This window comes from Streptomyces sp. NPDC020681 (assembly GCF_044334895.1).
Taxonomy (GTDB): Bacteria; Actinomycetota; Actinomycetes; order Streptomycetales; family Streptomycetaceae; genus Streptomyces.
Genome location: NZ_JBIRTX010000014.1, coordinates 49,170 through 75,435, shown reverse-complemented (window position 1 = coordinate 75,435; position 26,266 = coordinate 49,170). Strand labels below are relative to the sequence as shown.

Below are 26,266 nucleotides of genomic sequence, written 5' to 3'. Positions count from 1 at the left end.
CGGCAAGCTCCAGATCAAGAAGCATGGGAGTCCGAGGCTCCTGGACGGCGGGACGTCGACCGACGGCGCCCAGCCGCTCAGCGGTGCGCGTCGTCCGTCTCCCGCGATGCGACCGTGCCCAACAGCCGCACCGCCCACCGATAGTGGATCACCGCCTTCGCCACGCCCATCAGGCCCGTCAGCCACAGGATGAAGCCCGTCCCCACCGCAAGAGTCACACCCGCGTACGTCTGTTCGCCGCGCCGTGCCGTCGCCGGGTAGGCGATGCACAGCCAAAGCCCGAGAGCGCACAGCAGGAACGACGGCACCAGCCAGAACAGGCTCTCGCCCGGAAAGCGGTAGCGGGCGTCGCGGGCAGGGTCGCGGGCCAATGACGCCCACTGGCCCAGGCGTTCGCGCACGACCTTGTCACGGCGGATGCCGAAGCCGATCGCCAGCCCCGTCGGCACCATGCAGCCGAGGCCCAGGCCCACCATGACCGCGATGATCATGTAGGAGAAGACGTCCACGCTCTCTTCGAAGGACTTCAGAGCCGCGCCGATCAACACCCAGCCCACGACGAATCCCGCTGCCGCCAGCCAGAACAGCAGCAATCGCGGCACCCCGATGCTCAGTCGGCCCAACTCGCCCATCGCCCTGGCCCGGTCGGCGAGCAGCGATTCGTGGTCGGGCCAGGCCCGCATCTCGATGGGCGGTGGAGGGGGCGGCAGCGTACGGCGGGACATATGTACGAGGCTATCGCCTGGTCATGCGGCGGATCGCGTCAGCTCCCCGCTCAAGCCCGGATCCCCGCTCAAGTCCCGGACGACGCCTGGGCGGCCCGCTTCAGAAGAAGCTGACGCTCCCGCTCATTCCGCGTCAGCCCCGCCGCCCGCTCGAACTCCCCCCGCGCCTCCGCCATCCGCCCCAGCCGCGCCAGCAAGTCCCCCCGCACGCTCGGCAGCAGGTGGTACTCCTTCAGCGCCGGTTCGGACGCCACCGCGTCCACGACCGCCAGGCCCGCCTCCGGGCCCTCCGCCATCGAGACGGCGACCGCGCGGTTCAGCTCCACCACCGGGGACGGGGTGAGCGTCGCCAACCGGCCGTACAGGGTGGCGATCGTCCGCCAGTCCGTGTCCTCGTAGCGGATCGCCTGTGCATGGCATGCGGCGATCGCCGCCTGGAGTGCGTACGGTCCCGGTGGTCCGCCCGCCGCGTTCGAGCGGCCGAGGGCCGCGAAGCCGCGGCGGATCAGGAGTTGGTTCCAGCGTGTGCGGTTCTGGTCGGCGAGCAGCACCGGTTCGCCGTCCGGGCCCGTCCTGGCCGATGTGCGGGACGCCTGGATCTCCAACAGGGCCGTCAGGCCGTGGACTTCGGGTTCCTTCGCCATCAGGCCCGCAAGTACCCGGCTCAGGCGGAGTGCGTCCTCGCAGAGGGCCGGGCGGATCCAGTCGTCGCCGGCCGTTGCCGCGTAACCCTCGTTGAAGATCAGGTAGATGACTTCCAGGACCGACGAGAGCCGGGCCGCGCGATCGGGCCCGTACGGCACTTCGAACGGGACGCCCGCCTTGGCCAGCGAGCGCTTCGCGCGGACGATGCGCTGGGCGACCGTCGGCTCCGCGACGAGGTAGGCGCGCGCGATCTCCTCGGTCGTCAGGCCGCCGAGCAGCCGCAGTGTGAGCGCGATCCGCGCGTCGGTGGAGAGCACCGGATGGCAGGCGGTGAAGATCAGCCGCAGCAGGTCGTCGTCGATGTCCTCGGCGCCCGCCGGCTCGGGCGGCGGTGCCACGTCCTCCAGTGCCCGTCCGACCTCCGCGAGCTTGCGCGCGTAGGTCTCCTTGCGGCGTACGAGATCGATGGCGCGGTGCTTGGCCGTGGCCATGAGCCAGGCGCCCGGCTTGTCCGGGACACCTGACTCCGGCCACTGCTCCAGTGCGGCGACCAGAGCGTCCTGCGCCAGCTCTTCGGCGATGCCCACGTCCCTCACGATGCGTGCGACACCGGCGATGATCCGCGCCGACTCGATTCTGAATACCGCTTCGACCGTCTCGGTCGCGCTTGCTGCCGTCACGGCCACCCATCAGAGCACCCGCGAAGCGCGGCAGCAAACAGGTCAGCCTTCGACGATTTCGCGGATCTCCGACGTGACCGTCCAGTGCTCCTCGTGCACCTGCAGGAAGCGCTTGGTCCATTCGAGGACCTCGGCCCTGTCCTTGGCCTGCAGGATGGCGTATCCGCCGACGACTTCCTTGCTCTCGGTGAAGGGTCCGTCGGTGTACGACAGCTTCCCGCCGGACCACGTGACCCTGGTGCCCTCGGAGGTCGGATGCAGACCAGCCGTGTCCAGCAGGACCCCGGCCTTGGTCATCTCCTCGATCAGCTGGCCCATTCGTTCCATGAGCTCGGGGCTGGGGCCCTCGGCGGGTGCGTTCTGCTCGTCGATGCGGACCATCGTCAGGTAACGCGGCATGGTGACTCCTCGGTCGGGAGGGCGGGGCTTTCCCGGCCTCTCACCCTTGCGTCGAACCGCCGGCGGCCGGATCGACAGCTCCACCGGAATTCTTCTGAGAATTTTCCGGGACGGCCACCGGTACGGGCACAAGCACGGTCACGGACACCAGCAGGGCCACCGGTCCCGCCCGGTCAGGCGCCGGTGCCGAGGCTCTCGAAGCGCCAGCGGTGCACCGGCCGCGTGATCAAGTCCGCCGCCGGCTCCGGGAGTTCCGGCAGTTCGGCGCTTGCGTCCGCCGCCTCCCACCACGTCATCACGAGCACCCGGTCCTGCGCCGCGCGGAATGTCTCGCGGCGCACCGGCTCGTGCGCCAGTTCCTGGGCACGGGCCCATTCGAGCAGTTCGGCGGAGCGGCCCTGGACCGCCCGGGCCTCCCACATCAGCGCGACCCTCATGAGTACAGGTTGTCCTTGCTGATCTCGTGCACATGGTCGTGCGAGGGGGCGTGAGTGTGCGCGGCGCCCGGCACATGCGGGTCGGTCACCGGCAGGGACGAGTCCGCGGACAGCTCCAGATCCGAGGCCGGGCGGTTGCGGGCCACCATCTCCGCGCCGAGCGCCGCGACCATCGCGCCGTTGTCGGTGCACAGACCGGGCCGCGGCACCCGCAGCCGGATCCCGGCCCGCTCGCACCGCTCCTGGGCGAGCGCGCGCAGCCGCGAGTTCGCGGCCACTCCCCCGCCGATCATCAGGTGGTCCACGCCTTCGTCCCGGCAGGCCCGTACCGCCTTGCGGGTCAGCACGTCGACGACCGCCTCCTGGAAGGACGCCGCCACATCCCGTACCGGCACCTCCTCGCCCGCCGCCCGCTTCGCCTCGATCCAGCGGGCCACCGAGGTCTTCAGGCCGGAGAAGGAGAAGTCGTACGCCGCGTCCCGAGAGCCGGTGAGCCCGCGCGGGAACGCGATCGCCGCCGGGTCGCCCTCCTTCGCCAGCCGGTCGATCACCGGACCGCCCGGGAAGCCGAGGTCCAGCACCCGCGCGATCTTGTCGAAGGCCTCGCCCGCTGCGTCGTCGATCGTCGCGCCCAGCGGCCGTACGTCCGTGGTGATGTCGGGCGCGAGCAGCAGCGACGAGTGCCCGCCGGAGACCAGCAGCGCCATCGTCGGCTCGGGCAGCTTTCCGTGCTCCAGCTGGTCGACGCAGATGTGCGAGGCCAGGTGGTTCACGCCGTACAGCGGCTTGTTCAGCGCGTACGCATACGCCTTGGCCGCCGATACGCCCACCAGCAGCGCGCCCGCGAGGCCCGGCCCCGCCGTCACCGCGATGCCGTCGAGGTCGCGCGCCGAGACGCCCGCCTCCTTCAGCGCGCGCTCGATGGTCGGCACCATCGCCTCCAGATGCGCGCGCGAGGCGATCTCCGGCACCACGCCGCCGAAGCGGGCATGTGTGTCCACGCTGGACGCCACGGCGTCGGCGAGCAGCGTCGTGCCGCGCACGACGCCGACGCCGGTCTCGTCGCAGGAGGTCTCGATGCCGAGTACGAGCGGTTCGTCAGCCATCAGCAAGCCCAGCCATCAGTCGGTTCAGCGTGTCCAGCCATCAGTGAGTCTCTGTTCCTTGTACGTGAAGCCGCATGACGAGCGCGTCGACATTGCCCGGCTGGTAGTAGCCGCGGCGGAATCCGATGGGCTCGAAGCCGAAGCGCTCGTACAGCTTCTGGGCCCTGGTGTTGTCCACCCGCACTTCGAGGAGCACCTCGTCGCACTCGAAGGCAGTGGCGTGCTGCAGCAGTTCGGTGAGCAGCCGGGAGCCGAGGCCGGTGCCCCACTGCTCGCGGGCGACGGCGATGGTCTGCACGTCCGCGAGATCGCCGGCGGCCGCCAGGCCCGCGTATCCGACGATCTTCCCGTCCGTCTCGGCCACCACATAGCGGCGGGTGGACTGCGGTCCGCGCGCATGCGCGAGCTCGGACCAGAACATCCCGGGCGACCAGGCGTCCTCGGGAAAGAGCGTGTGCTCGAGTTCGAGCACCGGCCCGAGGTCCCACCAGCGCATCTCGCGCAGTCCGGCGGTCGGTGGCACGGTCACTTGGGCGTGACCACCTTGTAGTTCTTGGGCACCTGGGCGTCCGGCCGGCGCAGATACAGCGGCAGCGGCGGCAGGAACTCCTCATCGCCCGCCGCCAGCTTCTCGGCGGCCAGCGACGCCAGCGCACCGGCCGAGACGTACTCGGGCTCGCGGGCGTCCGGGAAGGTCTCCGGATAGAGCAGCGCACCGGCGCCGACGGCGGGCAGGCCGGCGACCTGCGCCGCGATGTCGGCGGGCCGGTCGACGGCGGGCTCGCCCACGCGCGTCCGTGCGGATTCGTACCGCGCCCAGTACACCTCCTTGCGGCGGGCGTCCGTCGCCACGACGAACGGCCCTTCCAGGCCGGAGGCGTACGCAAGCCCGTCCAGCGTGCACAGCCCGTACACGGGCACGCCCAGCGCCGAGCCGAAGGTCGCCGCCGTCACCAGACCGACCCGCAGTCCGGTGTACGGGCCGGGTCCGACGCCGGTCACCACGGCGGTGACGGCGTCGAGTGTCACACCGGCCTCGGCGAGGACGCGGTCGACGGCGGGCAGCAGCAGTTCGCCGTGCCGGCGGGCGTCGACGCTGCTGGACTCGGCGACGACGGATGCGCCGTCGTGGAGGGCGGCGGTGACGGCGGGCGTGGCGGTATCAACAGCGAGCAGGAGCACGCAAACAGCCTACGGCTCCCGCGCCCGGGCCACGGCGCCCCGAAGGACCGTTGGGCTGCTGCTACCGTCACATCTGATACGTCAACCAGAGAGGTGGGCACGGTGGCACGGAGCAGCTCGGGACTGGTGGCCGGGCTCACGGCAGCCGCTCTGGCAGGCGTCGGATTCCTCGCCTACCAGGCGTCGGCGAGCGCCCCCGACCAGCTCGGCAAGCCCGCGACACCGAGTTCGGCGCCTTCGGCGCAGACTCCCAGGGAGAACGCGAAGAACCCGCTCACGCTGCCCGCGAAATCGGGCGTCGGTGTGCGCGTGGTCTATGCGCTGGGTGACCGGCGCGTGTGGCTGGTGGGCCCGAAGGCGAAGGTCACGCGGACCTTCGCGGTCATGCCGTCCACGGTGAGCCCGCCGCCCGGTTCGTACACGGTGACCTCGCGGTCGGGGAAGGTGCCCGGCTCGGACGGCGTGTCGATCGAGCATGTGGTGCGGTTCGCGAACGTCGACGACGTGTCGATCGGCTTCAGCGCCGCGGTGAACGGGTCGATGGCGAGCCCGGACCCGAAGAGGAAGACCGGCGGCGTACGGATGGCCAGGGCGGACGGCGACGCGATGTGGACGTTCGCGACGATCGGCTCGAAGGTCGTCGTCGTTCCGTAGTCGGTCGCGTTCCGCGGCCGGGCGCTGTCCGTGTCCGGGCTCCGCGGATTCCGCTCGTACGAATTACGCGGCGTCGCGCCGTGGTTCACGCTCGCCCGCGTGCTCGTCGCGCGGCGGAGTGGAGACCGCGCTGGCCGCGGCGCAGGACGCCAGCAGATCTCGCATCGACAGGGCCGACGGTGCCGGCGGCATCGGTCTGGCCGACTCCTGCCGTGGCTGGGTCTCGCGCTCGGACGCCGACATGGATGCCTCCTGGGTCTCTCCGGGGGCAGGCCTGGTTAGGTAGACCTAACCAGATCTCCGTACCATGTGACCACGCGCGGCACGGCCCGCGCAACATCTTGCCGACGTCTTGTCGGAACATCCACAGTCCGGATGTACGGACCGGCTCCGAACGGACCTGGCCGCGCTCGGAAGCCGGCGGCTCAGGCTCCCGCCGCTGCCAGGTCCACAGCGGCCCAGCGCGCGCCGAAACCGGTCAGCGTCACGTGTCGGCGGTCGTCGTCCGTATGCGCGACGACCCGGTGGATCACCACATGCAGCCGGTCGTCCGAGAGGTCCTCGACCTTCCCGTCGCCCCACTCCACCGCCACCACCGAATCCGGCAGCGAGACATCGAGATCGAGGTCCTCCATCTCGTCCAGGCCGCCGCCGAGGCGGTACGCGTCCACATGGACCAGAGCGGGACCGCCGGTCAGCGACGGATGCACGCGGGCGATCACAAAGGTCGGGGAGGTGACGGCGCCGCGGACTCCGAGGCCCTCACCCAGGCCCCGGGTCAGCGTCGTCTTGCCCGCGCCCAGCTCGCCCGTGAGCATCACCAGATCGCCGGGGCGCAGCAGCTTCGCCAGTCGCCGCCCCACCTCCTGCATCTGCTCCGGGGTTTCGACGGCGAAACGGGCGACGGCGACGGCCTCAGCCGCCGGGCTGTGCGGTGCTTCCATACGGGCCAACGTTAGCCGGTGCCGGGACCGCTCCGACCCGGGCCAGCAGGTCCGCCAGCCGGTCCGTGACGGCCTCCGGATGCTCCAGCATCACCAGGTGCCCGCCGTCCGGCACGATCACCAGCTCCGAGTCCGGCAGCAGGTCCGCGATGGCCTCGCTGTGCGAGCTCGGTGTCACCAGATCCTTGTCACCCGCGAGGACGAGCACCGGCACCTCGCGGAAGACGGCGAGCGACTCGGCCTTGTCGTGCTCGACGAAGGCCGGGTAGAACTCCGCGACCACGTCGATCGGCGTCGACTCGATCAGCCGCTCGGCGAACCGCGCGACCGCCGGGTCCACATCCCTGGACGAGAACGAGTACCGCTTGATCAGGCCCGCGAACAGGTCGGCGGTGGCACGGCGGCCACGCTCGACCAGCTCGGCCTGCGAGCCGAGTGCCTTCAGCACGCCGGGCAGCACCCGCCGCACCGCGTTCACCCCGGCCAGCGGCAGGCCGTAGTTCACCTCACCGAGCCTGCCGGCCGATGTGCCGACGAAGGCGGCGCCGACGACCCGGTCCCGGATCAGCTCCGGATACTGGTCGGCCAGGGCCATGATCGTCATGCCGCCCATGGAGTGGCCGACCAGCACCAGCGGCCCCTCGGGCGCCGCCGCGTCGATCACCGCCTTCAGGTCACGGCCGAGCTGATCGATGGAGACCGGCACGGCGTCCGGGCCCGCCTGTGCCGCGCCGCGGGCCGACCGGCCGTGGCTGCGCTGGTCCCAGTGCACCGTGCGCACCAGCCCGCGCAGGGCGGCGCGCTGGAAGTGCCAGGAGTCCTGGCTCAGGCAGTAGCCGTGGCTGAAGACGACGGTGACCGGGGCCGGGGCCTTGCGGCCGAAGAGCCTGCGGCGGCGCGGGCCGCCCGCCTCCGGGTCGACCTCGTCCGCCTCGTAGTACAGCTCCGTGCCGTCGTCGGAGTACGCCTTGCCCGGCATTCCGCGCAGCGCGCCGTACGGGCCCGACGCGTCCAGCGCGAGCCTGGCCTTCTTGCGCATGCCGCGGCCCACGGTCAGCCGCTCTATGGCGACGCCCGCGGCCGCGCCCGCGGCGATGACGCCTATCGCGGTGCCGGCGATGCCCGCCTTGCGCCAGTTGCCCGTCGTGGCGGCCGCTGCTGCGGCAACCACGGCGTCCCCCGTGCTGGTCTCGCTCACCGTGCCGCTCCTACTCGTCGGAGTACTCGTTCAGGTAGACGCGCGGAACTCTCGTACCGATGCGGGTGACGATCTCGTACGCGATGGTGCCCGCCGCCTCGGCCCAGTCCTCGGCGGTCGGCTCGCCCCGGCGGCCCGGTCCGAAGAGCAGTGCCTCGGCGCCCTCCTGGACCTTCTTGCCGCCGAGATCCACCACGAACTGGTCCATGGCGACGCGGCCGGCGATCCTGTGCCACTCGCCGCCGACCAGGACAGGTCCCCGGCCGGAGGCATGGCGCGGGATGCCGTCCGCGTAGCCCAGCGGGATGAGGCCGAGAGTGGTCTCGCCCGCCGTGACGTAGTGATGCCCGTAACTGACGCCGTGACCCGCAGGAACGCGCTTGACCAGGGCCACGGAGGCGGCCAGGGTCATCACCGGCCACAGGCCGAGCTCCTCGTGCGTGCCGAGCTCGGGGCTGGGCGAGATGCCGTACATCGCGATGCCGGTGCGCACCAGGTCGAAGTGGGCCTCCGGGAGGGTCAGCGTCGCCGGCGAGTTGGCGATGTGCCGGACCTCCGGCTCGATGCCCTCCTTCTCGGCGTACGCCAGCATCTCGCGGAACACGTCCAGCTGGGCGGCGATGGAGGGGTGTCCCGGCTCGTCGGCGCAGGCGAAGTGCGACCAGAGGCCGGTGACCTTGACGGTGCCTTCGGCCTCGGCGGCGAGCGCGGCGGCGACCAGTTCGGGCCAGTCGGCAGGCTGGCAGCCGTTCCGACCCAGGCCGGTGTCGGCCTTGAGCTGGATACGGGCCGGGCGCCCGGCCTCCCGCGCGGCGGCGGTGACCTCTGTGAGCGCCCACAGGCCGCTCACGGACATGTCGAGATCAGCCTCGATGCCTTCGCGCCACGGGTCGCCGGGAGTCCACAGCCAGCACAGGATGCGGGCGTCGATGCCCGCGGCCCGCAGCGCGAGCGCCTCCTGCGGCGTGGCGGTCCCGAGCCAGCTCGCCCCGGCTTCGAGCGCGGCCTTGGCGCAGGGCACCATGCCGTGTCCGTACGCGTCCGACTTCACCACGGCCATCAGGGCAGCACGGGGCGCGCGGCCACGAAGCGCACGCACATTGGCGCGCAGGGCCGCGAGGTCGATCTCGGCACGGGCTCGAAGAGGCGTTGACTGACTCATCGCGCCCAGTGTCTCAGAGGGGTACGACAGGACTCGTACAACAGGTCGCCGTTTCAACGAGCGAGCGCTGTGCGGTTCCTCACGAGTACGCGGCCTCAGTCCCGTACGTCACGCCAGGCGGACGCGAGCGCGGCGGCCACTTCGTACGAGGTGATCGGCGTGCCTTCGGACGCGGCGTGCCGGGCCGCCAGGCCGTGCAGATAGGCCGCCACCGACCCCGCGTTCCGTGCCTCGAGACCCGCGGCCAGCAGCGAGCCGGCCAGGCCCGAGAGGACGTCGCCGCTGCCGGCTGTCGCCAGCCAGGGAGTGCCCATCGGATTCACCCGCACAGGCGTGTGGTCGGGCGCCGCGACGAGTGTCGTCGAGCCCTTGAGCAGGACCGTCGCGCCGTACCTCGCCGCCAGTTCGCGTACGGAGGCCAGCCGAGCCGACTCCACCTCCTCGCGCGGGACGCCGAGCAGCGCCGCCGCCTCGCCCGCGTGCGGAGTCAGCAGCGTCGGCGCGGACCTGCCTCGTACCGCCGCCGGATCCAGCAGGCGCAGGCCGTCCGCGTCGATCAGCACCGGGACGTCGGACGCCAGCACGTCCTGTACGGGATCGAGTTCGTCGCCGAGGCCGGGACCGACGACCCACGCCTGCACCCGGCCCGCCTTCGCGGGAGGTCCGGCGTGGACAAGCGCCTCCGGGAAACGGGCGATCACCGCTTCGGCCGCGGGCCCGACGTACCGCACGGCGCCGGCGCCTCCGCGCAGCGCACCCGCCACCGCGAGCACGGCCGCGCCCGGATAGCGCGAGGACCCGGCGGCAATGCCCACCACGCCGCGCCGGTACTTGTCGCTCTCCGCGGCGGGTACGGGCAACAGCTGCGCCACATCCACGTGTTGCAGCGCCTCGAGATCGGGCACGGACGGCAGATGCTCCTCGAGCCCGATGCCGACGAGCCGCACCGTCCCCGCGTACTCCCGCGCGGGATCGATCAGCAGCCCCGGCTTGTATGTGCCGAAGGTGACCGTCGCGTCGGCCCGCAGAGCCTCGCCGCGCACCTCGCCGCTGTCCGCCTCGACGCCACTGGGCAGGTCGACGGCGACGACGGCCGCGTTGGAGCCGCGGGCCGCGCGGGCCACCGGCACCGCGTCCGCGCGCAGACCGCCCTGTCCGCCGATCCCGGTGACACCGTCCATCACCAGATCCGCGACGGCCAGCACCTCGAACGGATCGTCCGCGACCCGCCCGCCCGCGCCGAGCAGCGCCGCGAGCCCGGCTTCGTGCGTACGCGACCCGAGCAGCACCGCGGACACCCCGGCGCCCCGGCGGGCCAGCCGCGCGCCGGCGTACAGCGCGTCGCCGCCGTTGTCCCCGCTCCCGACGAGCAGGACGACTCTCGCTCCGTACACCCGGCCGAGCAGATCCGCGCAGGCGGCGGCCAGTCCGGCGGCGGCGCGCTGCATGAGCGCGCCGTCCGGCAGCCGTGCCATCAGCTCGGCCTCGGCGTTCCTCACGGTCTCCACGCTGTACGCAGTACGCATGTCCACGAGTCTGCCGCACCGCACGCTCCCGGGCGCGGAGTTGCGGCCGGGCCCGGTCACGCGCGCTAGGGCCTTTCGTCTGGGTCAGGCCGGATCAGTGAGCCGGTCTGGTGCCATGGGGCCTCCCCGGGCCCCCAGGGCCCAGGGGACGGATCGCAAGGCGGAGGAGGGAGGCATGGCGGAGCCATGCCGACCTACGACAACGCGGCGAGGCGCGGTGCCAGGGCACGCGAGCCCGGCAAGACCCAGACGACAGGCCCTACCCCTCCGCGATCACGACCGCGGAGGCCACGCCCGCGTCATGGCTCAGCGAGACGTGCCACGACCGCACGCCGAGCTCGGCCGCGCGCGCCGCGACCGTCCCGCGCACCCGCAGCCGCGGCCTGCCGCTGTCCTCGACGTACACCTCGGCGTCGGTCCAGTGCAGCCCGCCGGGCGCGCCGAGCGCCTTGGCGACCGCCTCCTTGGCGGCGAACCGGGCGGCCAGCGAGGCATAGCCGCGCCGCTCACCGCTCGGCAGCAGCAACTCCCGCTCCAGGAAGACCCGTTCGGCCATCCGCGGGGTACGTTTCATCGACTCGGTGAACCGGTCGATCTCGGCGACATCGATCCCCACCCCAATGATCATTCGACGGTGACCGCCGTACTCAAGAGCCCTGCTCCGCTCGCTGTGCTCACTCCACCGTCACCGACTTCGCCAGGTTGCGCGGCTGGTCGACCTCGTTGCCGCGGGCCGTCGCCAGCTCGCAGGCGAAGACCTGCAGCGGCACCGTCGCGACCAGCGGCTGGAGCAGCGTCGGCGTGGCCGGGATGCGGATGAGGTGATCCGCGTACGGCACAACCGTCTCGTCGCCCTCCTCAGCGATCACGATCGTCCTCGCCCCGCGCGCCCTGATCTCCTGGATATTGGAGACGATCTTGTCGTGCAGCACCGAGCGCCCGCGCGCCGACGGCACGACGACCACCACCGGCAGGTCCTCTTCGATCAGCGCGATCGGCCCGTGCTTGAGCTCGCCGGCCGCGAACCCTTCCGCGTGCATGTACGCCAGTTCCTTCAGCTTCAACGCGCCTTCCAGCGCCACCGGATAGCCGACATGGCGGCCCAGGAACAGCACGGTGTTCTTGTCGGCGAGCGACCGGGCCAGCGCGCGCACCGGCTCCATGGTCTCCAGGACCCGCTCGACCTCGTCGGAGATCCGCGCCAAGTCCCGGATGACGGCCCGGATTTCGTCGCCCCACTTGGTGCCGCGCACCTGGCCCAGATAGAGCGCCACCAGATAGCAGGCCACCAATTGCGTCAGAAAAGCCTTGGTCGACGCGACGGCGACCTCGGGCCCGGCGTGCGTGTACAGGACGGCGTCCGACTCACGGGGAATCGTGGAGCCGTTCGTATTGCAGATGGCCAGCACCTTCGCGCCCTGCTCGCGTGCGTGCCGCAGCGCCATCAGCGTGTCCATGGTCTCGCCGGACTGCGAGATCGCGATCACCAGCGTCCGCTGGTCCAGGATCGGGTCGCGGTAACGGAACTCGCTCGCCAGCTCCACCTCGCACGGGATCCGGGTCCAGTGCTCGATCGCGTACTTGGCGATCAGCCCGGCGTGGAAGGCCGTTCCGCACGCCACGATGACGACCTTGTCGGCCGCGCGCAGCACGGAGACGGGGATCCGCACCTCGTCGAGCGTGAGCGAGCCCGCCGCGTCGATCCGGCCCAGCAGGGTGTCGGCGACCGCCTTCGGCTGCTCGGCAATCTCCTTGAGCATGAAGTAGTCGTAGCCGCCCTTCTCGGCCGCCGACGCGTCCCAGTCCACGTGGTACGCCCGCACGTCCGCCGGCGCTCCGTCGAAGTCGGTGACCGTCACACCGTCCCGCCGCAGCTCCACCACCTGGTCCTGGCCGAGCTCCAGCGCGGAGCGGGTGTGCGCGATGAACGCGGCCACGTCGGAGGCGAGGAACGACTCGCCCTCGCCGACGCCGACCACCAGCGGCGAGTTCCGCCGAGCGCCCACCACCACGTCCGGCTCGTCCGCATGCACGGCGACCAGCGTGAACGCGCCCTCCAGCTGCCGGCACACCTGGCGCATCGACTCCGCCAGATCACCGCACGACGAGAACGACTCGGCGAGCAGATGCGCCACGACCTCGGTGTCGGTCTCCGACGCGAGTTCGTGTCCGCGCTCGGCCAACTCGGCGCGCAGCACGGCGAAGTTCTCGATGATGCCGTTGTGCACGACGGCAACACGGCCCGCGTTGTCCAGATGCGGATGGGCGTTGGCGTCGGTCGGCCCGCCGTGCGTCGCCCACCGGGTGTGCCCGATGCCGGTGGAGCCGCTCGGCAGCGGCCGGCCCACCAACTCCTTCTCCAGATTGACGAGCTTGCCCGCCTTCTTCGCCGCGGCAAGCCCGCCGTCGGCGAGTACCGCCACACCGGCCGAGTCGTAGCCCCGGTACTCGAGCCGCTTGAGGCCCGCGATGACCACATCAAGCGCCGACTGTCCGCCGACGTAACCCACGATTCCGCACATGTCGGCAGCCTACGGCGTGCACCGCGCGGTGCCCCGGACCCCGGTCGGAAGACCCCGGCTACACCTTCGCCCGGTACGCCCGCATCGCCAGCGGGTAGAAGACGGCGGCTATGCCCGCCGCCCAGAGCAGCGACCAGAGCACCGGCTCGGCCACGGGTCCGCCGACCAGCAGCCCGCGGTACGCGTCCGACAGATGCGTCACCGGGTTGACGTCGCTCCACGCCTGGAGCCAGCCCGGCATCGTGTCGACCACCACGAACGCGCTGCTGGTGAAGGTGATCGGGAAGATGATCGTGAACGCGAACGCCTGCACCTTCTCGGCGTCGCCCGCCAGCATCCCGATCAGCACCGCGCTCCACGACACCGCCGCCGCGAACACGACCAACAGCACCGCGCCGAGCAGGAATCCGTCGAAGCCGCCGGTGAGGTCGAAGCCCAGCACCAGGCCCAGGCCGATCATCAGCAGCATCGCCCAGACATGCTTGGCGAGGTCGGCGGTGATCCGGCCGATGAGCGGCGCGGAGCGGGCTATCGGCAGGCTGCGCAGCCGGTCGAAGACGCCTTTGGTCAGGTCGGTGTTGAGCGCCATCGCGGTGTACATCGTCATGAACAGCGTGTTCTGCACGATGATGCCGGGCAGCGCGTACTCCAGATACGCCTCGGGCGAGCCGGCCATCTGGCCGCCGAGGACGTACGTGAACAGGAACACGAACATGATCGGCGTGATGCTGTAGTCCACCAGCTCCAGCGGGTTGTGCTTGACGGCCACCAGACTGCGCCAGGCCATGGTCAGGGTCTGCTGGAGCCCGGCCAGCGGACGCACCCGGCCCGATTTGGTCAGCGGCGCGGTGATGGTCGTGGCCGTCATGCCGAACTCACCTTCTCGAACTCGCTCTCGTCCACGTCGGTCTCCTCCGGCGCCTCGGGCTCCGCCCGGTGCCCGGTCAGTGTCAGGAAGACCTCGTCAAGCGAGGAACGACGCAGCGTCAGCTCACCCACCGCTATCCCGGCCCGGTCGAGCCGCCGCACCACCGCCGGCATCAGCTCCGGATCCTTCACCGGGGCCGTGACGGACTCGCCCTCGATCCGGGTCAGCCCACCGGCCGCCTCGGTCACCAGCTCGTGCGCCGTCACCAGATCCGCGGAATTGACCGGCCTGAGCTCCAGCACCTGGCCGCCGACCTGCGACTTCAGCTCGTCGGGCGTGCCGTCGGCGATCACCCGGCCCTTGTCGATCACCACGATGTCGTCGGCGAGCACATCAGCCTCGTTCAGATACTGCGTGGTCAGCAACGCGGTGGCGCCGTCGGCGACCAGGCCCCGCAGCATGTCCCACACCTCACCACGGCTGTGCGGGTCGAGACCGGTCGTCGGCTCGTCGAGAAAGAGGATCCGCGGCCTGCCCACCAGGCTCGCCGCCAGGTCCAGTCGGCGCCGCATGCCGCCGGAGAACGTCTTCACCGCCCGTCCGGCGGCATCAGTGAGCTGAAAACGCTCCAGCAGCTCGTCCGCCCGCGCATGCGCCGCTCGTCTGGACAACCCGAGCAGCCTGCCGATGAGCAGCAGATTCTCGGTGCCGGTCAGATTCTCGTCGACCGCCGCGTACTGCCCGGTGAGCCCGACCAGCGAGCGCACGGCCCCGGCTTCCTTCACGACGTCATGACCGGCCACCAGCGCGCGTCCGGCATCGGGCTGGATCAGCGTGGCGAAGATCCGGACCGCCGTCGTCTTCCCCGCCCCGTTCGGCCCCAGCAGCCCGAGCACGGTTCCTGCCCGTGCCGCCAGATCCACTCCGGCCAGCGCCTGAGTGTCCTTGAATCGCTTGGCCAGGCCCTCCGCCTGGATCGCATACGTCATCGGTTTTCCCCTCGCGGGTCCGTGAACGTCAGGCCGGCGCCCACTCCTCACATAACTGTGACCCACGCCACTGACATTCCTCATCGGCCGCCCACAGGACGGGGTGAGAACGGGCGGGAACGAGTGAGGGACGCCACTCCGCGCACGGACCGCCCAGCGCCGACAATGTCCTTGTGATCACTTCGCCGCCACGAAGCAGCCATCGCAGGGCAGAGCCGACGCCGTACGTCGATCTGACCCGCTCCGAATGGAGCGCGCTGCGCGACAAAAGCCCGCTTCCTCTCACCGCCGAGGAGGTCGAGCGGCTGCGCGGGCTCGGCGATGTCATCGACCTCGACGAGGTACGGGACGTCTATCTGCCGCTGTCGCAACTGCTGAATCTGTACGTCCAGGCGACCGGCGAGCTGCGCGGAGCGCTGAACACCTTCCTCGGCGAGGCGGGCAACGGCCACGGCACCCAGCGCGGCACCCCGTTCGTCATAGGCGTGGCCGGCTCCGTCGCCGTCGGCAAGTCCACCGTCGCCCGTCTGCTGCAGGCCATGCTCGCCCGCTGGCCGGAGCACCCGCGCGTGGAGCTGGTCACCACCGACGGTTTCCTGCTCCCGATGAAGGAGCTCCAGTCCCGCGGGCTGATGTCGCGCAAGGGCTTCCCGGAGTCGTACGACCGGCGCGCGCTGACCCGTTTCGTCGCCGACATCAAGGCGGGCAAGGACGAGGTCACCGCGCCGGTCTACTCGCATCTGATCTACGACATCGTGCCGGGCGAACGGCTGACCGTACGCAGGCCGGACATCCTGATCGTCGAAGGGCTGAACGTCCTGCAGCCCGCACTGCCCGGCAAGGACGGCCGCACCCGCGTCGGTCTCGCGGACTACTTCGACTTCTCCGTGTACGTCGACGCGCGCCCCGAGGACATCGAGACCTGGTACCTCAACCGCTTCCGCAAACTGCGCGAGACGGCCTTCCAGAACCCGTTCTCGTACTTCAGGAAGTACACACAGGTGTCCGAGGAGGAGGCGCTGGACTACGCCCGTACGATGTGGCGCACCATCAACAAACCGAACCTGCTGGAGAACGTGGCGCCGACCCGTGGACGCGCCACGCTGGTGCTGCGCAAGGGCCCGGACCACAAGGTCCAGCGCCTGTCCCTGCGCAAGCTGTGAACCCCTGAGGAGCCGACGGCGTGCTGCATCTCCGCCTGATCACCCCGGCCGACCGCACCGCCGAAGTCGTCCAGCTGGTCGAGCAGACCGTCGGCACCGCGCATCTCGCCGTCATCCCCGGCGCCGCCCGCAATCCGCGCGGCGACGTGGTGATGTGCGACGTGGCGCGCGAGGCGGGCGACGGGCTGATCGGCGGCCTGCGTGCGCTCGGCATCGACGAGACCGGCTCGATCGCCGTCGAGAACATCGGCCTCTCGCTGTCCCGGCGCGCCGACAAGGCGGAGGAAGAAGCCCCGGGCGAGGGCGCGGACGCGGTGCTCTGGGAGCACCTGGCGGACGCGACGCACGAGGAGTCCACGCTCTCCGTCACGTACATCGCGTTTCTGACACTGGCGACGATGATCGCGGCGTGTGGCGTGGTGCTCGACAACGCGATCCTGATCGTGGGCGCGATGGCGGTCGGCCCGGAGTTCGGCCCGCTGGCCGGCCTGTGCACGGCGCTGGTGCAGCGCGCCCCTCGGCTGGCCTGGCGCTCGTTCCTGGCGCTGATCGTGGGCTTCGCCGCGGCCATGGTGCTCACCGTGGTCTTCAGCCTCTTCATGGACTGGGTGGACCTCTTCAGTGCGGCACAGCTGGACGCCGACCGCCCCAACACGGCCTTCATCTACAACCCGGACTGGTTCTCGTTCGTGGTCGCGGTGCTCGCGGGCTCGGCCGGCATGCTGTCGCTGACCTCGGCGAAGTCCGGCGCGCTGGTGGGCGTGGCGATCTCGGTGACAACGGTCCCGGCTGCGGCGAACGCGGCGGTGGCCTTCAGCTTCCAGCGGTACGACCAGGCCTGGGGCTCGACGGAACAGCTGCTGCTGAACCTGCTGGGCATCGTGCTGGCGGGCATACTGACGCTGGTGATCCAGAAGCTCCTGTGGGCGCGCCACCAGGAACGTACGGCGTCCAAGGCCACATACCTCTGAGCTCAGTGCCCCCGGGCGCTCGGGAACTGCGCGCCCGCCCGCCTGCCGGCTCGGGGCCCCGAACCGGGCCGGGGCCCAACGCCCCACCCCCGAGGGTGGAGCGCAGGGCCCCCGTCCCCGCGCAGTACTAGCCCAGCGCCGACTTGACCGCGTCCGCCAGCCGTCCCGCCACCGACCGCGCCTGCTCGATGTCCGCCGCCTCGACCATCACGCGGACCAGCGGCTCCGTGCCCGACGGACGCAGCAGCACGCGCCCTGTCGCGCCCAGTTCCCGCTCCGCCTCGGCGACCGCGCCCGCCAGCTCCGCGGAGGTCTTCACTCGCGACTTGTCGACGTCCGGCACATTGATGAGCACCTGCGGCAGCCGCTCCATGACCGCCACCAGATCCGCCAGCGAGCGCTTCGTCGTAGCGACGCGCGCCGCCAGCATCAGGCCGGTGAGCGTGCCGTCGCCGGTCGTCGCGTGGTCCAGCACGATGACGTGGCCCGACTGCTCGCCGCCGAGCGCGTAACCGTGCTCCTTCATCGACTCCAGGACGTACCGGTCGCCGACCGCGGTCTGCACCAGCTGTACGCCCTCCCGCTCCATCGCGATCTTGAAGCCGAGGTTGGACATGACGGTCGCCACCACGGTGTCGCCGCGCAGCGTGCCCGCCTCGCGCATGGCGAGCGCCAGCACCGCGAGAATCTGGTCGCCGTCGACCTCCGCGCCAGCGGCGTCCACGGCCAGGCAGCGGTCCGCGTCGCCGTCGTGCGCGATGCCGAGGTCCGCGCCGTGCTCGGTGACCGCGGCCTTCAGCAGGTCCAGATGCGTCGATCCGCAGCCGTCGTTGATGTTGAGCCCGTCCGGGTCCGCGCCGATCGTGATGACCTCGGCCCCGGCCCGCGCGAACGCCTCCGGCGACACTCGCGCCGCCGCGCCGTGCGCCTCGTCGAGTACGACCTTCAGCCCGTCGAGCCGGTTCGGCAGTACGGCGATGAGATGCGCGACGTACTTGTCGAAGCCCTCGTCGTAGTCCCGGACCCGCCCCACGCCCGCGCCGGTCGGCCGCTCCCACGGCTCACCCGTGCGGTGCTGCTCGTACACCGTCTCGATGCGGTCCTCGAGCTCGTCGGCCAGCTTGTGCCCGCCGCGCGCGAAGAACTTGATGCCGTTGTCCGGCATGGCGTTGTGGCTGGCGGAGAGCATCACGCCGAGGTCCGCGCCGAGCGAACCGGTGAGATACGCCACCGCCGGCGTCGGCAGCACGCCGACGCGCAGCACGTCCACGCCCGCGCTTGCGAGACCCGCCACGACGGCGGCCTCCAGGAACTCTCCCGACGCACGCGGGTCCCGCCCGACAACGGCGGTCGGCCGGTGCCCTTCAAAGGTGCCCGCTTCGGCGAGCACATGCGCCGCCGCGACCGAGAGGCCGAGCGCGAGCTCCGCCGTCAGATCCGCGTTGGCAACACCGCGCACGCCGTCCGTGCCGAAGAGTCGTCCCACAGTTGTCCTCCGAAAATGCTCCGAAAATGCAAACCTCGAAACGCGTATGCCCGTTATACGCCCGAGGTGGTGGAAAGACGTACGCCCCGGCAGCACGGGAGTGCCGCCGGGGCGTACGTAAAAAGCAGACCGAGCAGGCGATTTAGCGCTTGCTGTACTGCGGGGCCTTGCGGGCCTTCTTCAGACCGGCCTTCTTGCGCTCGACCGCACGGTCGTCGCGGGAGAGGAAGCCGGCCTTCTTGAGCGCCGGGCGGTTGTTGTCCACGTCCGCCTCGTTCAGCGCGCGGGCCACGCCGAGGCGCAGCGCGCCGGCCTGGCCGGAGACGCCGCCACCCGAGATGCGGGCGACAACGTCGTAGCGGTTGTCGAGCTCGAGCACCTTGAAGGGCTCGTTGACTTCCTGCTGGTGCACCTTGTTGGGGAAGTAGTCCTCAAGGGTGCGACCGTTGATCTTCCACTTGCCGGTGCCCGGAACGATCCGGACGCGGGCAATGGCGTTCTTGCGACGGCCCAGGCCGGCAGCCGGCTGCGGGTCGCCGAAGCGGGACGCCGTGGACTCGGAGGTGTACTCGCCCTCGACAGGGGCTTCCGACTCGAAGGTCGTCACCTCGGCGAAGGTCTCTTCGCCCTCGACGGGGGTCTCTGCAGTGGTCTCGGCCACGATTCTCCTCAGATTTTTCTTTATGTCTTAGGGGGTGGCCGGAACTACTGCGCGACCTGGGTGATCTCGAACGGGACCGGCTGCTGAGCAGCGTGCGGGTGGTTCTCGCCCGCGTAGATCTTCAGCTTCGAGAGCATCTGACGGCCCAGGGTGTTCTTGGGGATCATGCCCTTGATGGCCTTCTCCACGGCCTTCTCCGGGCTCTTGGCCAGCAGCTCGTCGTAGCGGACGGAGCGGAGACCACCCGGGTACCCGGAGTGGCGGTACGCCATCTTCTGGGTCTTCTTGTTGCCGGAGAGGTGAACCTTCTCGGCGTTGATGATGATGACGAAATCGCCCATGTCCATGTGGGGGGCGTAGGTCGGCTTGTGCTTGCCGCGCAGGAGGTTGGCGGCAGTGGTCGCCAGACGGCCCAGGACGATGTCCTGCGCGTCAATGACGTGCCACTGGCGAGTCACATCGCCGGGCTTGGGGCTGTACGTACGCACTTCGCAGCCTTCTTCTTCAGTGGATGGGTGCTGACACATGGCATCACTGAAGCGATCGTGCAGCTGGGGACGGCAATGCCGGGAACACTGCCCGTATGCCGCCCACTGGTAACTGCTCCAGGGAACCTACGTAAGGGCCTCTCGTGTGAGAACGACCAAGCCGATACGCATAACGAACTCGAAGAGTACCCGCGGTGCCCTGTTCGGGTCAAAACCGGTGGACAGGCCCGACGCGGCCCGGGCTCGGCTACCTCGCCCGCTCCACTCGGCGCTCGTCCCACACCGGGCCGTCGGTCTCGCGCACCCGCCCGTCCGTGCCGAAGACCAGATAGCGGTCGAACGACTTCGCGAACCACCGGTCGTGCGTCACCGCGAGCACGGTCCCCTCGTACGCCTCCAGGCCGTCCTGGAGGGCCTCCGCCGACTCCAGGTCAAGGTTGTCCGTCGGCTCGTCCAGAAGCAGCGCAGTGGTCCCCTGAAGCTCCAGAAGGAGGATCTGGAAGCGGGCCTGCTGTCCGCCGGACAGCTTGTCGAAGGGAAGGTCGCCGGAGCGCTCCAGTTCGTACCGCCGCAGCACCGACATCGCACCGCCGCGGTCCTTCGCGTGTTCCGTCCACAGGATGTCGACCAGTGTCCGTCCCAGCAGCTCGGGATGCGCGTGCGTCTGGGCGAAGTGCCCGGGCACCACCCGCGCGCCCAGCTTCCACTGCCCGGAGTGCGCCACCGGCTCTCCTGCGAGCAGCCGCAGGAAGTGCGACTTCCCGGAGCCGTTCGACCCGAGGACCGCGACCCGCTCGCCGTAGAAGATCTCCAGGTCGAACGGTTTCATCAGACCCGTCAGCTCAAGACCGGCGCAGGTCAGCGCCCGCACCCCGGTGCGTCCGCCGCGCAGCCGCATCCGGATGTCCTGCTCACGCGGCGGCTCCGGCGGCGGGCCTGCCTCCTCGAACTTCTTGAAGCGGGTCTGCATCGCCCGGTACCGCGAGGCCATGTCCGGGCTGATCGCCGCCTGCTGCCGCAGCCGGAGCACCAGCGCCTTCAGCCGGGTGTGCTCCTCCTCCCAGCGCCGCTTCAGTTCCTCGAACCGCGCGAACCGCTCCCGCCGGGCCTCGTGGTACGTACCGAAACCGCTTCCGTGCACCCATACGTCCGATCCCGCGGGCCCCGGCTCCACGCTCACGATCTTCTGTGCCGTACGCGACAGCAGCTCCCGGTCGTGCGAGACGAAGAGGACCGTCTTACGGGTCTCCTTCAGCCGCTCCTCCAGCCATCGCTTGCCGGGCACGTCCAGATAGTTGTCCGGCTCGTCCAGCAGCAGCACCTCGTCGGGACCGCGCAGCAGCGCCTCCAGCGCCAGCCGTTTCTGCTCGCCGCCGCTCAGCGTCTTCAGCTCACGCCACTGCGCCCGCTCGTACGGAACACCCAGCGCGGCCGTCGTGCACATGTCCCAGACGGTCTCGGCCTCGTATCCGCGCGCCTCCGCCCAGTCGCTCAGCGCCTGCGCGTACTGCATCTGAGCCGACTCGTCGTCGACCGTCAGGATCAGGTGCTCGGCCGCGTCCACGGCCTTGGCCGCCTCGCGGATCCGCGGCTGGGCGAGCGACACCAGCAGATCCCGTACGGTCCGCTCGTCCCGCACCGAGCCGATGAACTGGCGCATCACACCGAGCCCGCCGCTGACCGTGACCGAGCCTCCGTGCGGCTGGAGCTCGCCGGCGATCAGCCGCAGCAGGGTCGTCTTGCCCGCGCCGTTCGCCCCGACCAGGGCGACCACCGCGCCATCCCCGACCCGGAACGAAGCGTCCCCGAGGAGCACCCGCCCGTCCGGCAGGTAGTACTCCAGATGCGCGGCCTCGAGATGTCCCATGCTCCGCATTCTCACTGCCGACACCGCTCTCGCCCAACAGGTTTAAGATGCGCGGCATGAGCTTTGGGCAGGGGGGTCCTCAGTGGAGCCCCGGTGGACAGAATCAGGATCCGTACAACTCCGGTCAGAGAGTGCCGGATCCCTTCGGGCTGCGCGCTTCCGCCCAAGGGGACACACCTGACTGGGCCGCGATGGCCGACGCCTCCGCCTCCAGAGCCCGCCGCAGGCGCTGGCTGCTGATCGGCGGCGGCGGACTGGCGACCGCCGCGGTCGCCGCGATCGTGGCGACCGCGATCGTCTCCTCCAACAGCGACTCCGGCAACCAGTCGTCGGACAAGACCGCGAGCCAGTTGCCCGGTGCGCCCGATCTGCCCAGCGACACCACGCAGCCCGAGCCGTCCTTCTCCTCGGTCGCGCCGCTGCCGCCGCCGAACCCGAAGGACTTCGTCTCCAACGAGAAGAAGGACACGGCGCCGCTGACCGCCGAAACCCTCTTCCCGGGCAAGAAGCTGACCATGGGTGACCGGGTCTACGCCAAGGGCGCCACGGCCCGTACCGGCAACTGCGCATCCGCCACCCAGGGCGCGCTCGGCGCGATCCTCGAGAGAAACGGCTGCGACCAGGTCTTCCGCGCCACCTACAGCAAGGACGGCATCGCGGTCACCGTCGGCGTCGCCGTCTTCGGCACCGAGCCGGAGGCCAAGAAGGCGGCAGCGCAGGCGGACGGCAATGTCACCCCGCTCACCGGCGCCGGTGTCCCCGCGTTCTGCAAGGGCGGCCCGGTCTGCCGCTTCACCGCCAACTCCTACGGCCGCTACGCCTACTTCACCGCCACCGGCTACACCAAGGCCAAGTCCGTCACCAAGGGCGACAGCAAGGCGTTCCAGACCGGCGACGACCTGGCGGAGTTCACCTTCCGTCAGATCGTGCGCCGCGGCGAGGCCCAGGCCTCAGAAGCAGCCACCGCTCCCGCCGGCTGACCCCGGCAGCGACCGCTTGTTGCGCGCCTCCCGGTTCCGGGCGGCGAGCAACTCGTCGGCCGGGTAACCGACTTCCTCCAGCGTGAGGCCGTGCGGCCGTACGACATGGACTGCCGAGTCCCGTACGCCGCCGGCCAGCACCTTCGCCGGCCACTCCACCGGCCGGTGCCCGTCGCCGACGAACAGCAGCGCGCCGACCAGCGAGCGCACCATGTTGTGGCAGAAGGCGTCCGCCTTCACGGTCGCGGTGATGACCCCGGACGCGTCCCGCTCCCAGGACAGCCGCTGGAGCGTACGGATGGTCGTGGCGCCCTCGCGCTTCTTGCAGTACGCGGCGAAGTCGTGCTCACCGACGAGCCGTTCGGCGGCGGCGTTCATCGCCTCGACGTCCAACGGCCAGTCGTGCCACAGCACATGGCCGCGCAGCAGCGGGTCGACGCCGCCGGGATGGTCGGTGACGCGGTACGCGTAGCGCCGCCAGATCGCCGAGAAGCGCGCGTTGAACCCCGCCGGAGCCTCGGCCAGCCGCCAGATCCGCACATCGCGCGAGAGCCGCCCGGCGAGCCGCTTCAGCAGCTTGTCCTGATGCTCGGCCCAGACACTCTCGGGCAGATCGACGTGCGCCACCTGCCCGCGCGCATGCACCCCGGCATCGGTACGCCCGGCGACGGTCAGCTCGTACGTCTGCGAGGACCGCGTCACCGTACGCAGCGCATCCTCGATCTCCCCCTGGACGGTCCGCCGCCCGCCGGCCTGCTTGGCCCACCCGGAGAAGTCTTTCCCGTCGTACGACAGGTCCAGCCGCACCCGCACGAACCCGGCCTCAACTTCGTCACTCACGAAACAGTCCCTTTCACGGCTGTGGGCGGACGCGAAAGCGGGCCCACCCCGCAGGGGGTGGACCCGCTCAACACGAGGCGAAGCCTCAGGCGTCCTTGGACTCAGCCTCGGCGTCAGCCGGAACCGCGTCCTCGACGACCTCGTTCTTCTTGAGGGCGTCTTCCTTGACCGCGCGCTTCGTCGCGGCCTCGGCCTCGTCGACCGTCGCCTTCTTGGCGATCTCACCCTCGACCAGCTCGATCACAGCCATCGGGGCGTTGTCGCCACGACGGTTGCCGATCTTGGTGATGCGGGTGTAGCCACCGGGCCGCTCGGCGTACCGGGGAGCGATCTCGGTGAAGAGCGTGTGCACGATGCTCTTGTCCGTGATCGTCGCCAGCACCAGGCGACGGTTGTGGATGTCGCCCTTCTTGGCCTTGGTGATCAGTCGCTCCGCGACCGGACGAAGGCGGCGGGCCTTGGCCTCGGTCGTGGTGATGCGGCCGTGCTCGAAGAGCGACTTCGCGAGGTTCGCGAGAAGGAGCTTCTCGTGCGCAGCGCTGCCGCCCAGACGGGCGCCCTTGGCGGGCTTCGGCATGGTGTTTCTCCTTGTGATCTGCACCGGCCGTATCAGGTACCGGTGTCAGGACCCCGCAGGCGGACGCCTACGGGCAGCAATCAGTACTGCTCGGTCTCGACGAAACCGGCGTCCGCGTCGTCGTCGGCGCCAAAGGCGTCGGCGGCGGCGGTCGGGTCGAATCCGGGCGGGCTGTCCTTGAGGGCCAGGCCCATGCCGGCCAGCTTCGCCTTGACCTCGTCGATCGACTTCGCACCGAAGTTGCGGATGTCGAGCAGGTCGGCCTCGGAGCGCGCCACGAGCTCACCCACGGAGTGGATGCCCTCGCGCTTGAGGCAGTTGTACGAGCGAACGGTGAGCTCGAGCTCCTCGATCGGCAGCGCGAGATCGGCAGCGAGCGCGGCGTCCGTCGGGGACGGGCCCATGTCGATGCCCTCGGCGTCGATGTTGAGCTCGCGGGCCAGACCGAACAGCTCGACCAGGGTCTTACCGGCCGACGCCATCGCGTCACGGGGACGCATGGCCTGCTTGGTCTCGACGTCGACGATCAGCTTGTCGAAGTCGGTGCGCTGCTCGACACGGGTCGCCTCGACCTTGTACGTGACCTTGAGCACCGGCGAGTAGATGGAGTCGACCGGAATACGGCCGATCTCCTGGCCCACCTGCTTGTTCTGCACGGCGGAGACATAGCCGCGACCGCGCTCGACGGTCAGCTCCATCTCCAGCTTGCCCTTGCCGTTCAGCGTCGCGAGAACGAGGTCCGGGTTGTGGACCTCGACGCCGGCCGGCGGGGCGATGTCAGCAGCGGTGACCAGGCCGGGACCCTGCTTGCGCAGGTACATCACGACCGGCTCGTCGTGCTCCGAGGAGACGACCAGCTGCTTGATGTTCAGGATGAGGTCGGTCACGTCCTCCTTGACGCCCGGCACGGTGGTGAACTCGTGCAGGACACCGTCGACCCGGATGCTGGTGACAGCGGCGCCGGGGATCGAGGAGAGGAGCGTACGGCGAAGGGAGTTGCCGAGGGTGTAACCGAAGCCCGGCTCCAGCGGCTCGATCACGAACCGGGAGCGGTATTCGTCGACGACCTCTTCGGTCAGCGACGGACGCTGAGCGATAAGCATGAGAAATGCCTCCAGTCTTGGCACCCGCTATTTGATGCCAACGGAACAAGGGTACGGGCGGTACGGCACCGAAGCGCCATACCGCCCGCCAAACCATCCCCTGACGGGGACAGAAATCAGACGCGGCGACGCTTCGGGGGGCGGCAGCCGTTGTGCGGGGTGGGGGTGACGTCCTGGATCGAACCGACCTCGAGGCCCGTGGCCTGGAGGGAGCGGATCGCGGTCTCACGGCCGGAGCCGGGACCCTTGACGAAGACGTCGACCTTGCGCATGCCGTGCTCCTGCGCGCGGCGGGCGGCCGACTCGGCGGCCATCTGCGCGGCGAAGGGGGTGGACTTGCGCGAGCCCTTGAAGCCGACGTGGCCGGCGGAGGCCCAGGAGATCACGTTGCCCGAGGGGTCCGTGATCGAGACGATCGTGTTGTTGAACGTGCTCTTGATGTGCGCGTGGCCGTGAGCGACGTTCTTCTTTTCCTTGCGGCGCACCTTCTTGGCAGCGCCCTGACGACCCTTGGGGGGCATCTATTACTCCTACGGGAGGTGGTCGGTCCTACAGCGAAGACCGCTGATGAGCGTCCGGCTGAGGACTACTTCTTGCCCGGCTTCTTCTTACCGGCGATGGCGCGACGCGGGCCCTTGCGGGTACGCGCGTTCGTGCTGGTGCGCTGACCGTGGACCGGCAGGCCACGGCGGTGCCGCAGACCCTGGTAGCAGCCGATCTCGATCTTGCGGCGGATGTCGGCCTGGATCTCGCGACGGAGGTCACCCTCGGTCTTGAGGTTGGCGTCCACGTACTCGCGGAGCTTGACCAGGTCCTCTTCGGGCAGATCACGAACGCGGGTGTTCGGGTCGACACCGGTGGCCGCAAGGGCTTCCTTGGACCGGGTACGCCCGATGCCGAAGACATAGGTGAGGGCGATCTCGACGCGCTTCTCGCGCGGGAGGTCAACGCCGGAAAGGCGTGCCATTCATGGCTCCTGTTTGATTTCGGAGGTCTTCCACAGAGCCGTTCCGTGGCCGCCGACCCTTGGTGAAAGCGAGGGTGGTACGGACCAGGTCCCCGGCCTCCACCGGGGGTATCGCCGGCCGAAGCC

General features: G+C 70.2%; 29 protein-coding genes. 4 read left to right on the top strand and 25 right to left on the bottom strand.

All coding sequences use genetic code 11. The features are described 5' to 3' along the window. Positions 1-77: 77 nt before the first annotated feature. The 7 genes from ACH4YL_RS28530 to tsaB all read right to left on the bottom strand — a co-directional run bounded on the left by ACH4YL_RS28530 (position 78) and on the right by tsaB (position 5,174). A complete protein-coding gene (locus ACH4YL_RS28530) occupies positions 78-725 on the bottom strand; it encodes a hypothetical protein (protein ID WP_398510302.1) in 648 nt (215 codons plus the stop codon). A gap of 68 nt (positions 726-793) precedes the next feature. Continuing rightward, positions 794-2,050 (bottom strand): RNA polymerase sigma factor, encoded by a 1,257-nt coding sequence (locus ACH4YL_RS28525; protein ID WP_398510301.1) that lies wholly within the window; start codon positions 2,048-2,050, stop codon positions 794-796. A 42-nt stretch (positions 2,051-2,092) separates the two neighbouring features. Further along, positions 2,093-2,449 carry a YciI family protein gene (locus tag ACH4YL_RS28520; protein ID WP_398510300.1) on the bottom strand — a complete coding sequence of 119 codons (357 nt, stop codon included), beginning with the start codon at positions 2,447-2,449 and terminating at the stop codon, positions 2,093-2,095. A 173-nt stretch (positions 2,450-2,622) separates the two neighbouring features. Beyond that, on the bottom strand, positions 2,623-2,886 hold the full coding sequence (locus ACH4YL_RS28515) for a hypothetical protein (protein ID WP_398510299.1): 264 nt from the start codon (positions 2,884-2,886) through the stop codon (positions 2,623-2,625). Continuing rightward, complete coding sequence (gene tsaD, locus ACH4YL_RS28510) at positions 2,883-3,992, bottom strand: tRNA (adenosine(37)-N6)-threonylcarbamoyltransferase complex transferase subunit TsaD (RefSeq protein ID WP_398510298.1); 1,110 nt, start codon at positions 3,990-3,992, stop codon at positions 2,883-2,885. The genes ACH4YL_RS28515 and tsaD overlap by 4 nt, the downstream gene beginning before the upstream one ends. Before the next feature lie 40 nt (positions 3,993-4,032). Next, on the bottom strand, positions 4,033-4,488 hold the full coding sequence (rimI, locus tag ACH4YL_RS28505; protein WP_398510445.1) for a ribosomal protein S18-alanine N-acetyltransferase: 456 nt from the start codon (positions 4,486-4,488) through the stop codon (positions 4,033-4,035). Positions 4,489-4,517: 29 nt separating this feature from the next. Beyond that, a complete protein-coding gene (gene tsaB / locus ACH4YL_RS28500; RefSeq protein WP_398510297.1) occupies positions 4,518-5,174 on the bottom strand; it encodes a tRNA (adenosine(37)-N6)-threonylcarbamoyltransferase complex dimerization subunit type 1 TsaB in 657 nt (218 codons plus the stop codon). 102 nt (positions 5,175-5,276) lie between these two features. Here tsaB and ACH4YL_RS28495 point away from each other — a divergent pair, with 102 nt between their 5' ends. Continuing rightward, positions 5,277-5,828, top strand: coding sequence for a hypothetical protein (locus ACH4YL_RS28495; protein ID WP_398510296.1), 552 nt, complete (start codon positions 5,277-5,279; stop codon positions 5,826-5,828). A 63-nt stretch (positions 5,829-5,891) separates the two neighbouring features. On the opposite strand, the gene ACH4YL_RS28490 is transcribed toward ACH4YL_RS28495, so the two are convergent. The 9 genes from ACH4YL_RS28490 to ACH4YL_RS28450 all read right to left on the bottom strand — a co-directional run bounded on the left by ACH4YL_RS28490 (position 5,892) and on the right by ACH4YL_RS28450 (position 15,037). Then, positions 5,892-6,071, bottom strand: coding sequence for a hypothetical protein (locus ACH4YL_RS28490; RefSeq protein ID WP_398510295.1), 180 nt, complete (start codon positions 6,069-6,071; stop codon positions 5,892-5,894). A gap of 182 nt (positions 6,072-6,253) precedes the next feature. Beyond that, positions 6,254-6,772 (bottom strand): tRNA (adenosine(37)-N6)-threonylcarbamoyltransferase complex ATPase subunit type 1 TsaE, encoded by a 519-nt coding sequence (gene tsaE / locus ACH4YL_RS28485; protein ID WP_398510294.1) that lies wholly within the window; start codon positions 6,770-6,772, stop codon positions 6,254-6,256. Continuing rightward, the gene (locus tag ACH4YL_RS28480) at positions 6,744-7,970 is read right to left on the bottom strand and encodes an alpha/beta fold hydrolase (protein WP_398510293.1); all 1,227 of its coding nucleotides are present in this window, start codon (positions 7,968-7,970) and stop codon (positions 6,744-6,746) included. Before ACH4YL_RS28480 ends, tsaE begins: the two co-directional genes overlap by 29 nt. A gap of 10 nt (positions 7,971-7,980) precedes the next feature. Beyond that, positions 7,981-9,132 (bottom strand): alanine racemase, encoded by a 1,152-nt coding sequence (gene alr, locus ACH4YL_RS28475; RefSeq protein WP_398510292.1) that lies wholly within the window; start codon positions 9,130-9,132, stop codon positions 7,981-7,983. A 95-nt stretch (positions 9,133-9,227) separates the two neighbouring features. Further along, positions 9,228-10,658 carry an NAD(P)H-hydrate dehydratase gene (locus ACH4YL_RS28470; RefSeq protein WP_398510291.1) on the bottom strand — a complete coding sequence of 477 codons (1,431 nt, stop codon included), beginning with the start codon at positions 10,656-10,658 and terminating at the stop codon, positions 9,228-9,230. 259 nt (positions 10,659-10,917) lie between these two features. After that, positions 10,918-11,286, bottom strand: coding sequence for a holo-ACP synthase (locus ACH4YL_RS28465; RefSeq protein ID WP_398510290.1), 369 nt, complete (start codon positions 11,284-11,286; stop codon positions 10,918-10,920). A 46-nt stretch (positions 11,287-11,332) separates the two neighbouring features. Continuing rightward, positions 11,333-13,180, bottom strand: coding sequence for a glutamine--fructose-6-phosphate transaminase (isomerizing) (gene glmS, locus ACH4YL_RS28460; protein ID WP_398510289.1), 1,848 nt, complete (start codon positions 13,178-13,180; stop codon positions 11,333-11,335). Positions 13,181-13,238: 58 nt separating this feature from the next. Continuing rightward, positions 13,239-14,048, bottom strand: coding sequence for an ABC transporter permease (locus tag ACH4YL_RS28455; protein ID WP_398510288.1), 810 nt, complete (start codon positions 14,046-14,048; stop codon positions 13,239-13,241). Next, positions 14,045-15,037, bottom strand: coding sequence for an ATP-binding cassette domain-containing protein (locus tag ACH4YL_RS28450; RefSeq protein ID WP_398510287.1), 993 nt, complete (start codon positions 15,035-15,037; stop codon positions 14,045-14,047). The genes ACH4YL_RS28455 and ACH4YL_RS28450 overlap by 4 nt, the downstream gene beginning before the upstream one ends. 173 nt (positions 15,038-15,210) lie before the next feature. Here ACH4YL_RS28450 and coaA point away from each other — a divergent pair, with 173 nt between their 5' ends. Together coaA and ACH4YL_RS28440 are read left to right on the top strand one after the other, a co-directional pair. Then, positions 15,211-16,200 carry a type I pantothenate kinase gene (gene coaA / locus ACH4YL_RS28445; RefSeq protein WP_398510286.1) on the top strand — a complete coding sequence of 330 codons (990 nt, stop codon included), beginning with the start codon at positions 15,211-15,213 and terminating at the stop codon, positions 16,198-16,200. A gap of 20 nt (positions 16,201-16,220) precedes the next feature. After that, complete coding sequence (locus ACH4YL_RS28440; RefSeq protein ID WP_398510285.1) at positions 16,221-17,171, top strand: DUF389 domain-containing protein; 951 nt, start codon at positions 16,221-16,223, stop codon at positions 17,169-17,171. A 127-nt stretch (positions 17,172-17,298) separates the two neighbouring features. On the opposite strand, the gene glmM is transcribed toward ACH4YL_RS28440, so the two are convergent. The 4 genes from glmM to ACH4YL_RS28420 form a co-directional block, all read right to left on the bottom strand. Next, positions 17,299-18,657 carry a phosphoglucosamine mutase gene (gene glmM / locus ACH4YL_RS28435; protein ID WP_398510284.1) on the bottom strand — a complete coding sequence of 453 codons (1,359 nt, stop codon included), beginning with the start codon at positions 18,655-18,657 and terminating at the stop codon, positions 17,299-17,301. Positions 18,658-18,799: 142 nt separating this feature from the next. Next, entirely contained in the window at positions 18,800-19,318 is a 519-nt protein-coding gene (gene rpsI / locus ACH4YL_RS28430) for a 30S ribosomal protein S9 (RefSeq protein WP_398510283.1), read from the bottom strand. Positions 19,319-19,362: 44 nt separating this feature from the next. Further along, positions 19,363-19,806 (bottom strand): 50S ribosomal protein L13, encoded by a 444-nt coding sequence (gene rplM / locus ACH4YL_RS28425; protein WP_398510282.1) that lies wholly within the window; start codon positions 19,804-19,806, stop codon positions 19,363-19,365. A gap of 247 nt (positions 19,807-20,053) precedes the next feature. After that, the gene (locus ACH4YL_RS28420; protein ID WP_398510281.1) at positions 20,054-21,673 is read right to left on the bottom strand and encodes an ABC-F family ATP-binding cassette domain-containing protein; all 1,620 of its coding nucleotides are present in this window, start codon (positions 21,671-21,673) and stop codon (positions 20,054-20,056) included. Positions 21,674-21,729: 56 nt separating this feature from the next. Between ACH4YL_RS28420 and ACH4YL_RS28415 the strand changes: the two genes are divergently transcribed. Then, positions 21,730-22,653, top strand: a complete 924-nt coding sequence (locus tag ACH4YL_RS28415) for a hypothetical protein (RefSeq protein ID WP_398510280.1) — start codon at positions 21,730-21,732, stop codon at positions 22,651-22,653. Here the strand turns inward: ACH4YL_RS28415 and truA are convergent. The 5 genes from truA to rpsM all read right to left on the bottom strand — a co-directional run bounded on the left by truA (position 22,624) and on the right by rpsM (position 26,140). Further along, complete coding sequence (gene truA, locus ACH4YL_RS28410) at positions 22,624-23,493, bottom strand: tRNA pseudouridine(38-40) synthase TruA (protein ID WP_398510279.1); 870 nt, start codon at positions 23,491-23,493, stop codon at positions 22,624-22,626. The two genes, ACH4YL_RS28415 and truA, sit on opposite strands and share 30 nt — an antisense overlap. Positions 23,494-23,578: 85 nt before the next feature. Beyond that, the gene (gene rplQ / locus ACH4YL_RS28405) at positions 23,579-24,070 is read right to left on the bottom strand and encodes a 50S ribosomal protein L17 (protein WP_398510278.1); all 492 of its coding nucleotides are present in this window, start codon (positions 24,068-24,070) and stop codon (positions 23,579-23,581) included. An 80-nt stretch (positions 24,071-24,150) separates the two neighbouring features. Continuing rightward, positions 24,151-25,173 (bottom strand): DNA-directed RNA polymerase subunit alpha, encoded by a 1,023-nt coding sequence (locus tag ACH4YL_RS28400; RefSeq protein ID WP_146481858.1) that lies wholly within the window; start codon positions 25,171-25,173, stop codon positions 24,151-24,153. Positions 25,174-25,289: 116 nt separating this feature from the next. Then, positions 25,290-25,694, bottom strand: coding sequence for a 30S ribosomal protein S11 (gene rpsK, locus ACH4YL_RS28395; protein ID WP_003956432.1), 405 nt, complete (start codon positions 25,692-25,694; stop codon positions 25,290-25,292). Positions 25,695-25,759: 65 nt separating this feature from the next. Further along, positions 25,760-26,140 (bottom strand): 30S ribosomal protein S13, encoded by a 381-nt coding sequence (gene rpsM, locus ACH4YL_RS28390; RefSeq protein WP_398510277.1) that lies wholly within the window; start codon positions 26,138-26,140, stop codon positions 25,760-25,762. Between the last annotated feature and the right edge of the window lie 126 nt (positions 26,141-26,266).

Excerpts from the sequence above, each read along its gene's own strand:
- ACH4YL_RS28520 (WP_398510300.1), bottom strand. The coding sequence starts at position 2,449 with ATGCCGCGTTACCTGACGATGGTCCGCATCGACGAGCAGAACGCACCC.
- alr (WP_398510292.1), bottom strand. The coding sequence starts at position 9,132 with ATGAGTCAGTCAACGCCTCTTCGAGCCCGTGCCGAGATCGACCTCGCG.
- glmS (WP_398510289.1), bottom strand. The coding sequence starts at position 13,180 with ATGTGCGGAATCGTGGGTTACGTCGGCGGACAGTCGGCGCTTGATGTG.
- ACH4YL_RS28455 (WP_398510288.1), bottom strand. The coding sequence starts at position 14,048 with ATGACGGCCACGACCATCACCGCGCCGCTGACCAAATCGGGCCGGGTG.
- ACH4YL_RS28415 (WP_398510280.1), top strand. The coding sequence starts at position 21,730 with ATGAGCTTTGGGCAGGGGGGTCCTCAGTGGAGCCCCGGTGGACAGAAT.
- ACH4YL_RS28530 (WP_398510302.1), bottom strand. The coding sequence starts at position 725 with ATGTCCCGCCGTACGCTGCCGCCCCCTCCACCGCCCATCGAGATGCGG.
- rpsM (WP_398510277.1), bottom strand. The coding sequence starts at position 26,140 with ATGGCACGCCTTTCCGGCGTTGACCTCCCGCGCGAGAAGCGCGTCGAG.
- ACH4YL_RS28470 (WP_398510291.1), bottom strand. The coding sequence starts at position 10,658 with ATGCGTACTGCGTACAGCGTGGAGACCGTGAGGAACGCCGAGGCCGAG.
- ACH4YL_RS28515 (WP_398510299.1), bottom strand. The coding sequence starts at position 2,886 with ATGAGGGTCGCGCTGATGTGGGAGGCCCGGGCGGTCCAGGGCCGCTCC.
- ACH4YL_RS28490 (WP_398510295.1), bottom strand. The coding sequence starts at position 6,071 with ATGTCGGCGTCCGAGCGCGAGACCCAGCCACGGCAGGAGTCGGCCAGA.
- rimI (WP_398510445.1), bottom strand. The coding sequence starts at position 4,488 with ATGCGCTGGTGGGACCTCGGGCCGGTGCTCGAACTCGAGCACACGCTC.
- ACH4YL_RS28400 (WP_146481858.1), bottom strand. The coding sequence starts at position 25,173 with ATGCTTATCGCTCAGCGTCCGTCGCTGACCGAAGAGGTCGTCGACGAA.
- rpsK (WP_003956432.1), bottom strand. The coding sequence starts at position 25,694 with ATGCCCCCCAAGGGTCGTCAGGGCGCTGCCAAGAAGGTGCGCCGCAAG.
- ACH4YL_RS28450 (WP_398510287.1), bottom strand. The coding sequence starts at position 15,037 with ATGACGTATGCGATCCAGGCGGAGGGCCTGGCCAAGCGATTCAAGGAC.
- ACH4YL_RS28465 (WP_398510290.1), bottom strand. The coding sequence starts at position 11,286 with ATGATCATTGGGGTGGGGATCGATGTCGCCGAGATCGACCGGTTCACC.
- ACH4YL_RS28420 (WP_398510281.1), bottom strand. The coding sequence starts at position 21,673 with ATGGGACATCTCGAGGCCGCGCATCTGGAGTACTACCTGCCGGACGGG.
- tsaE (WP_398510294.1), bottom strand. The coding sequence starts at position 6,772 with ATGGAAGCACCGCACAGCCCGGCGGCTGAGGCCGTCGCCGTCGCCCGT.
- tsaD (WP_398510298.1), bottom strand. The coding sequence starts at position 3,992 with ATGGCTGACGAACCGCTCGTACTCGGCATCGAGACCTCCTGCGACGAG.
- rplQ (WP_398510278.1), bottom strand. The coding sequence starts at position 24,070 with ATGCCGAAGCCCGCCAAGGGCGCCCGTCTGGGCGGCAGCGCTGCGCAC.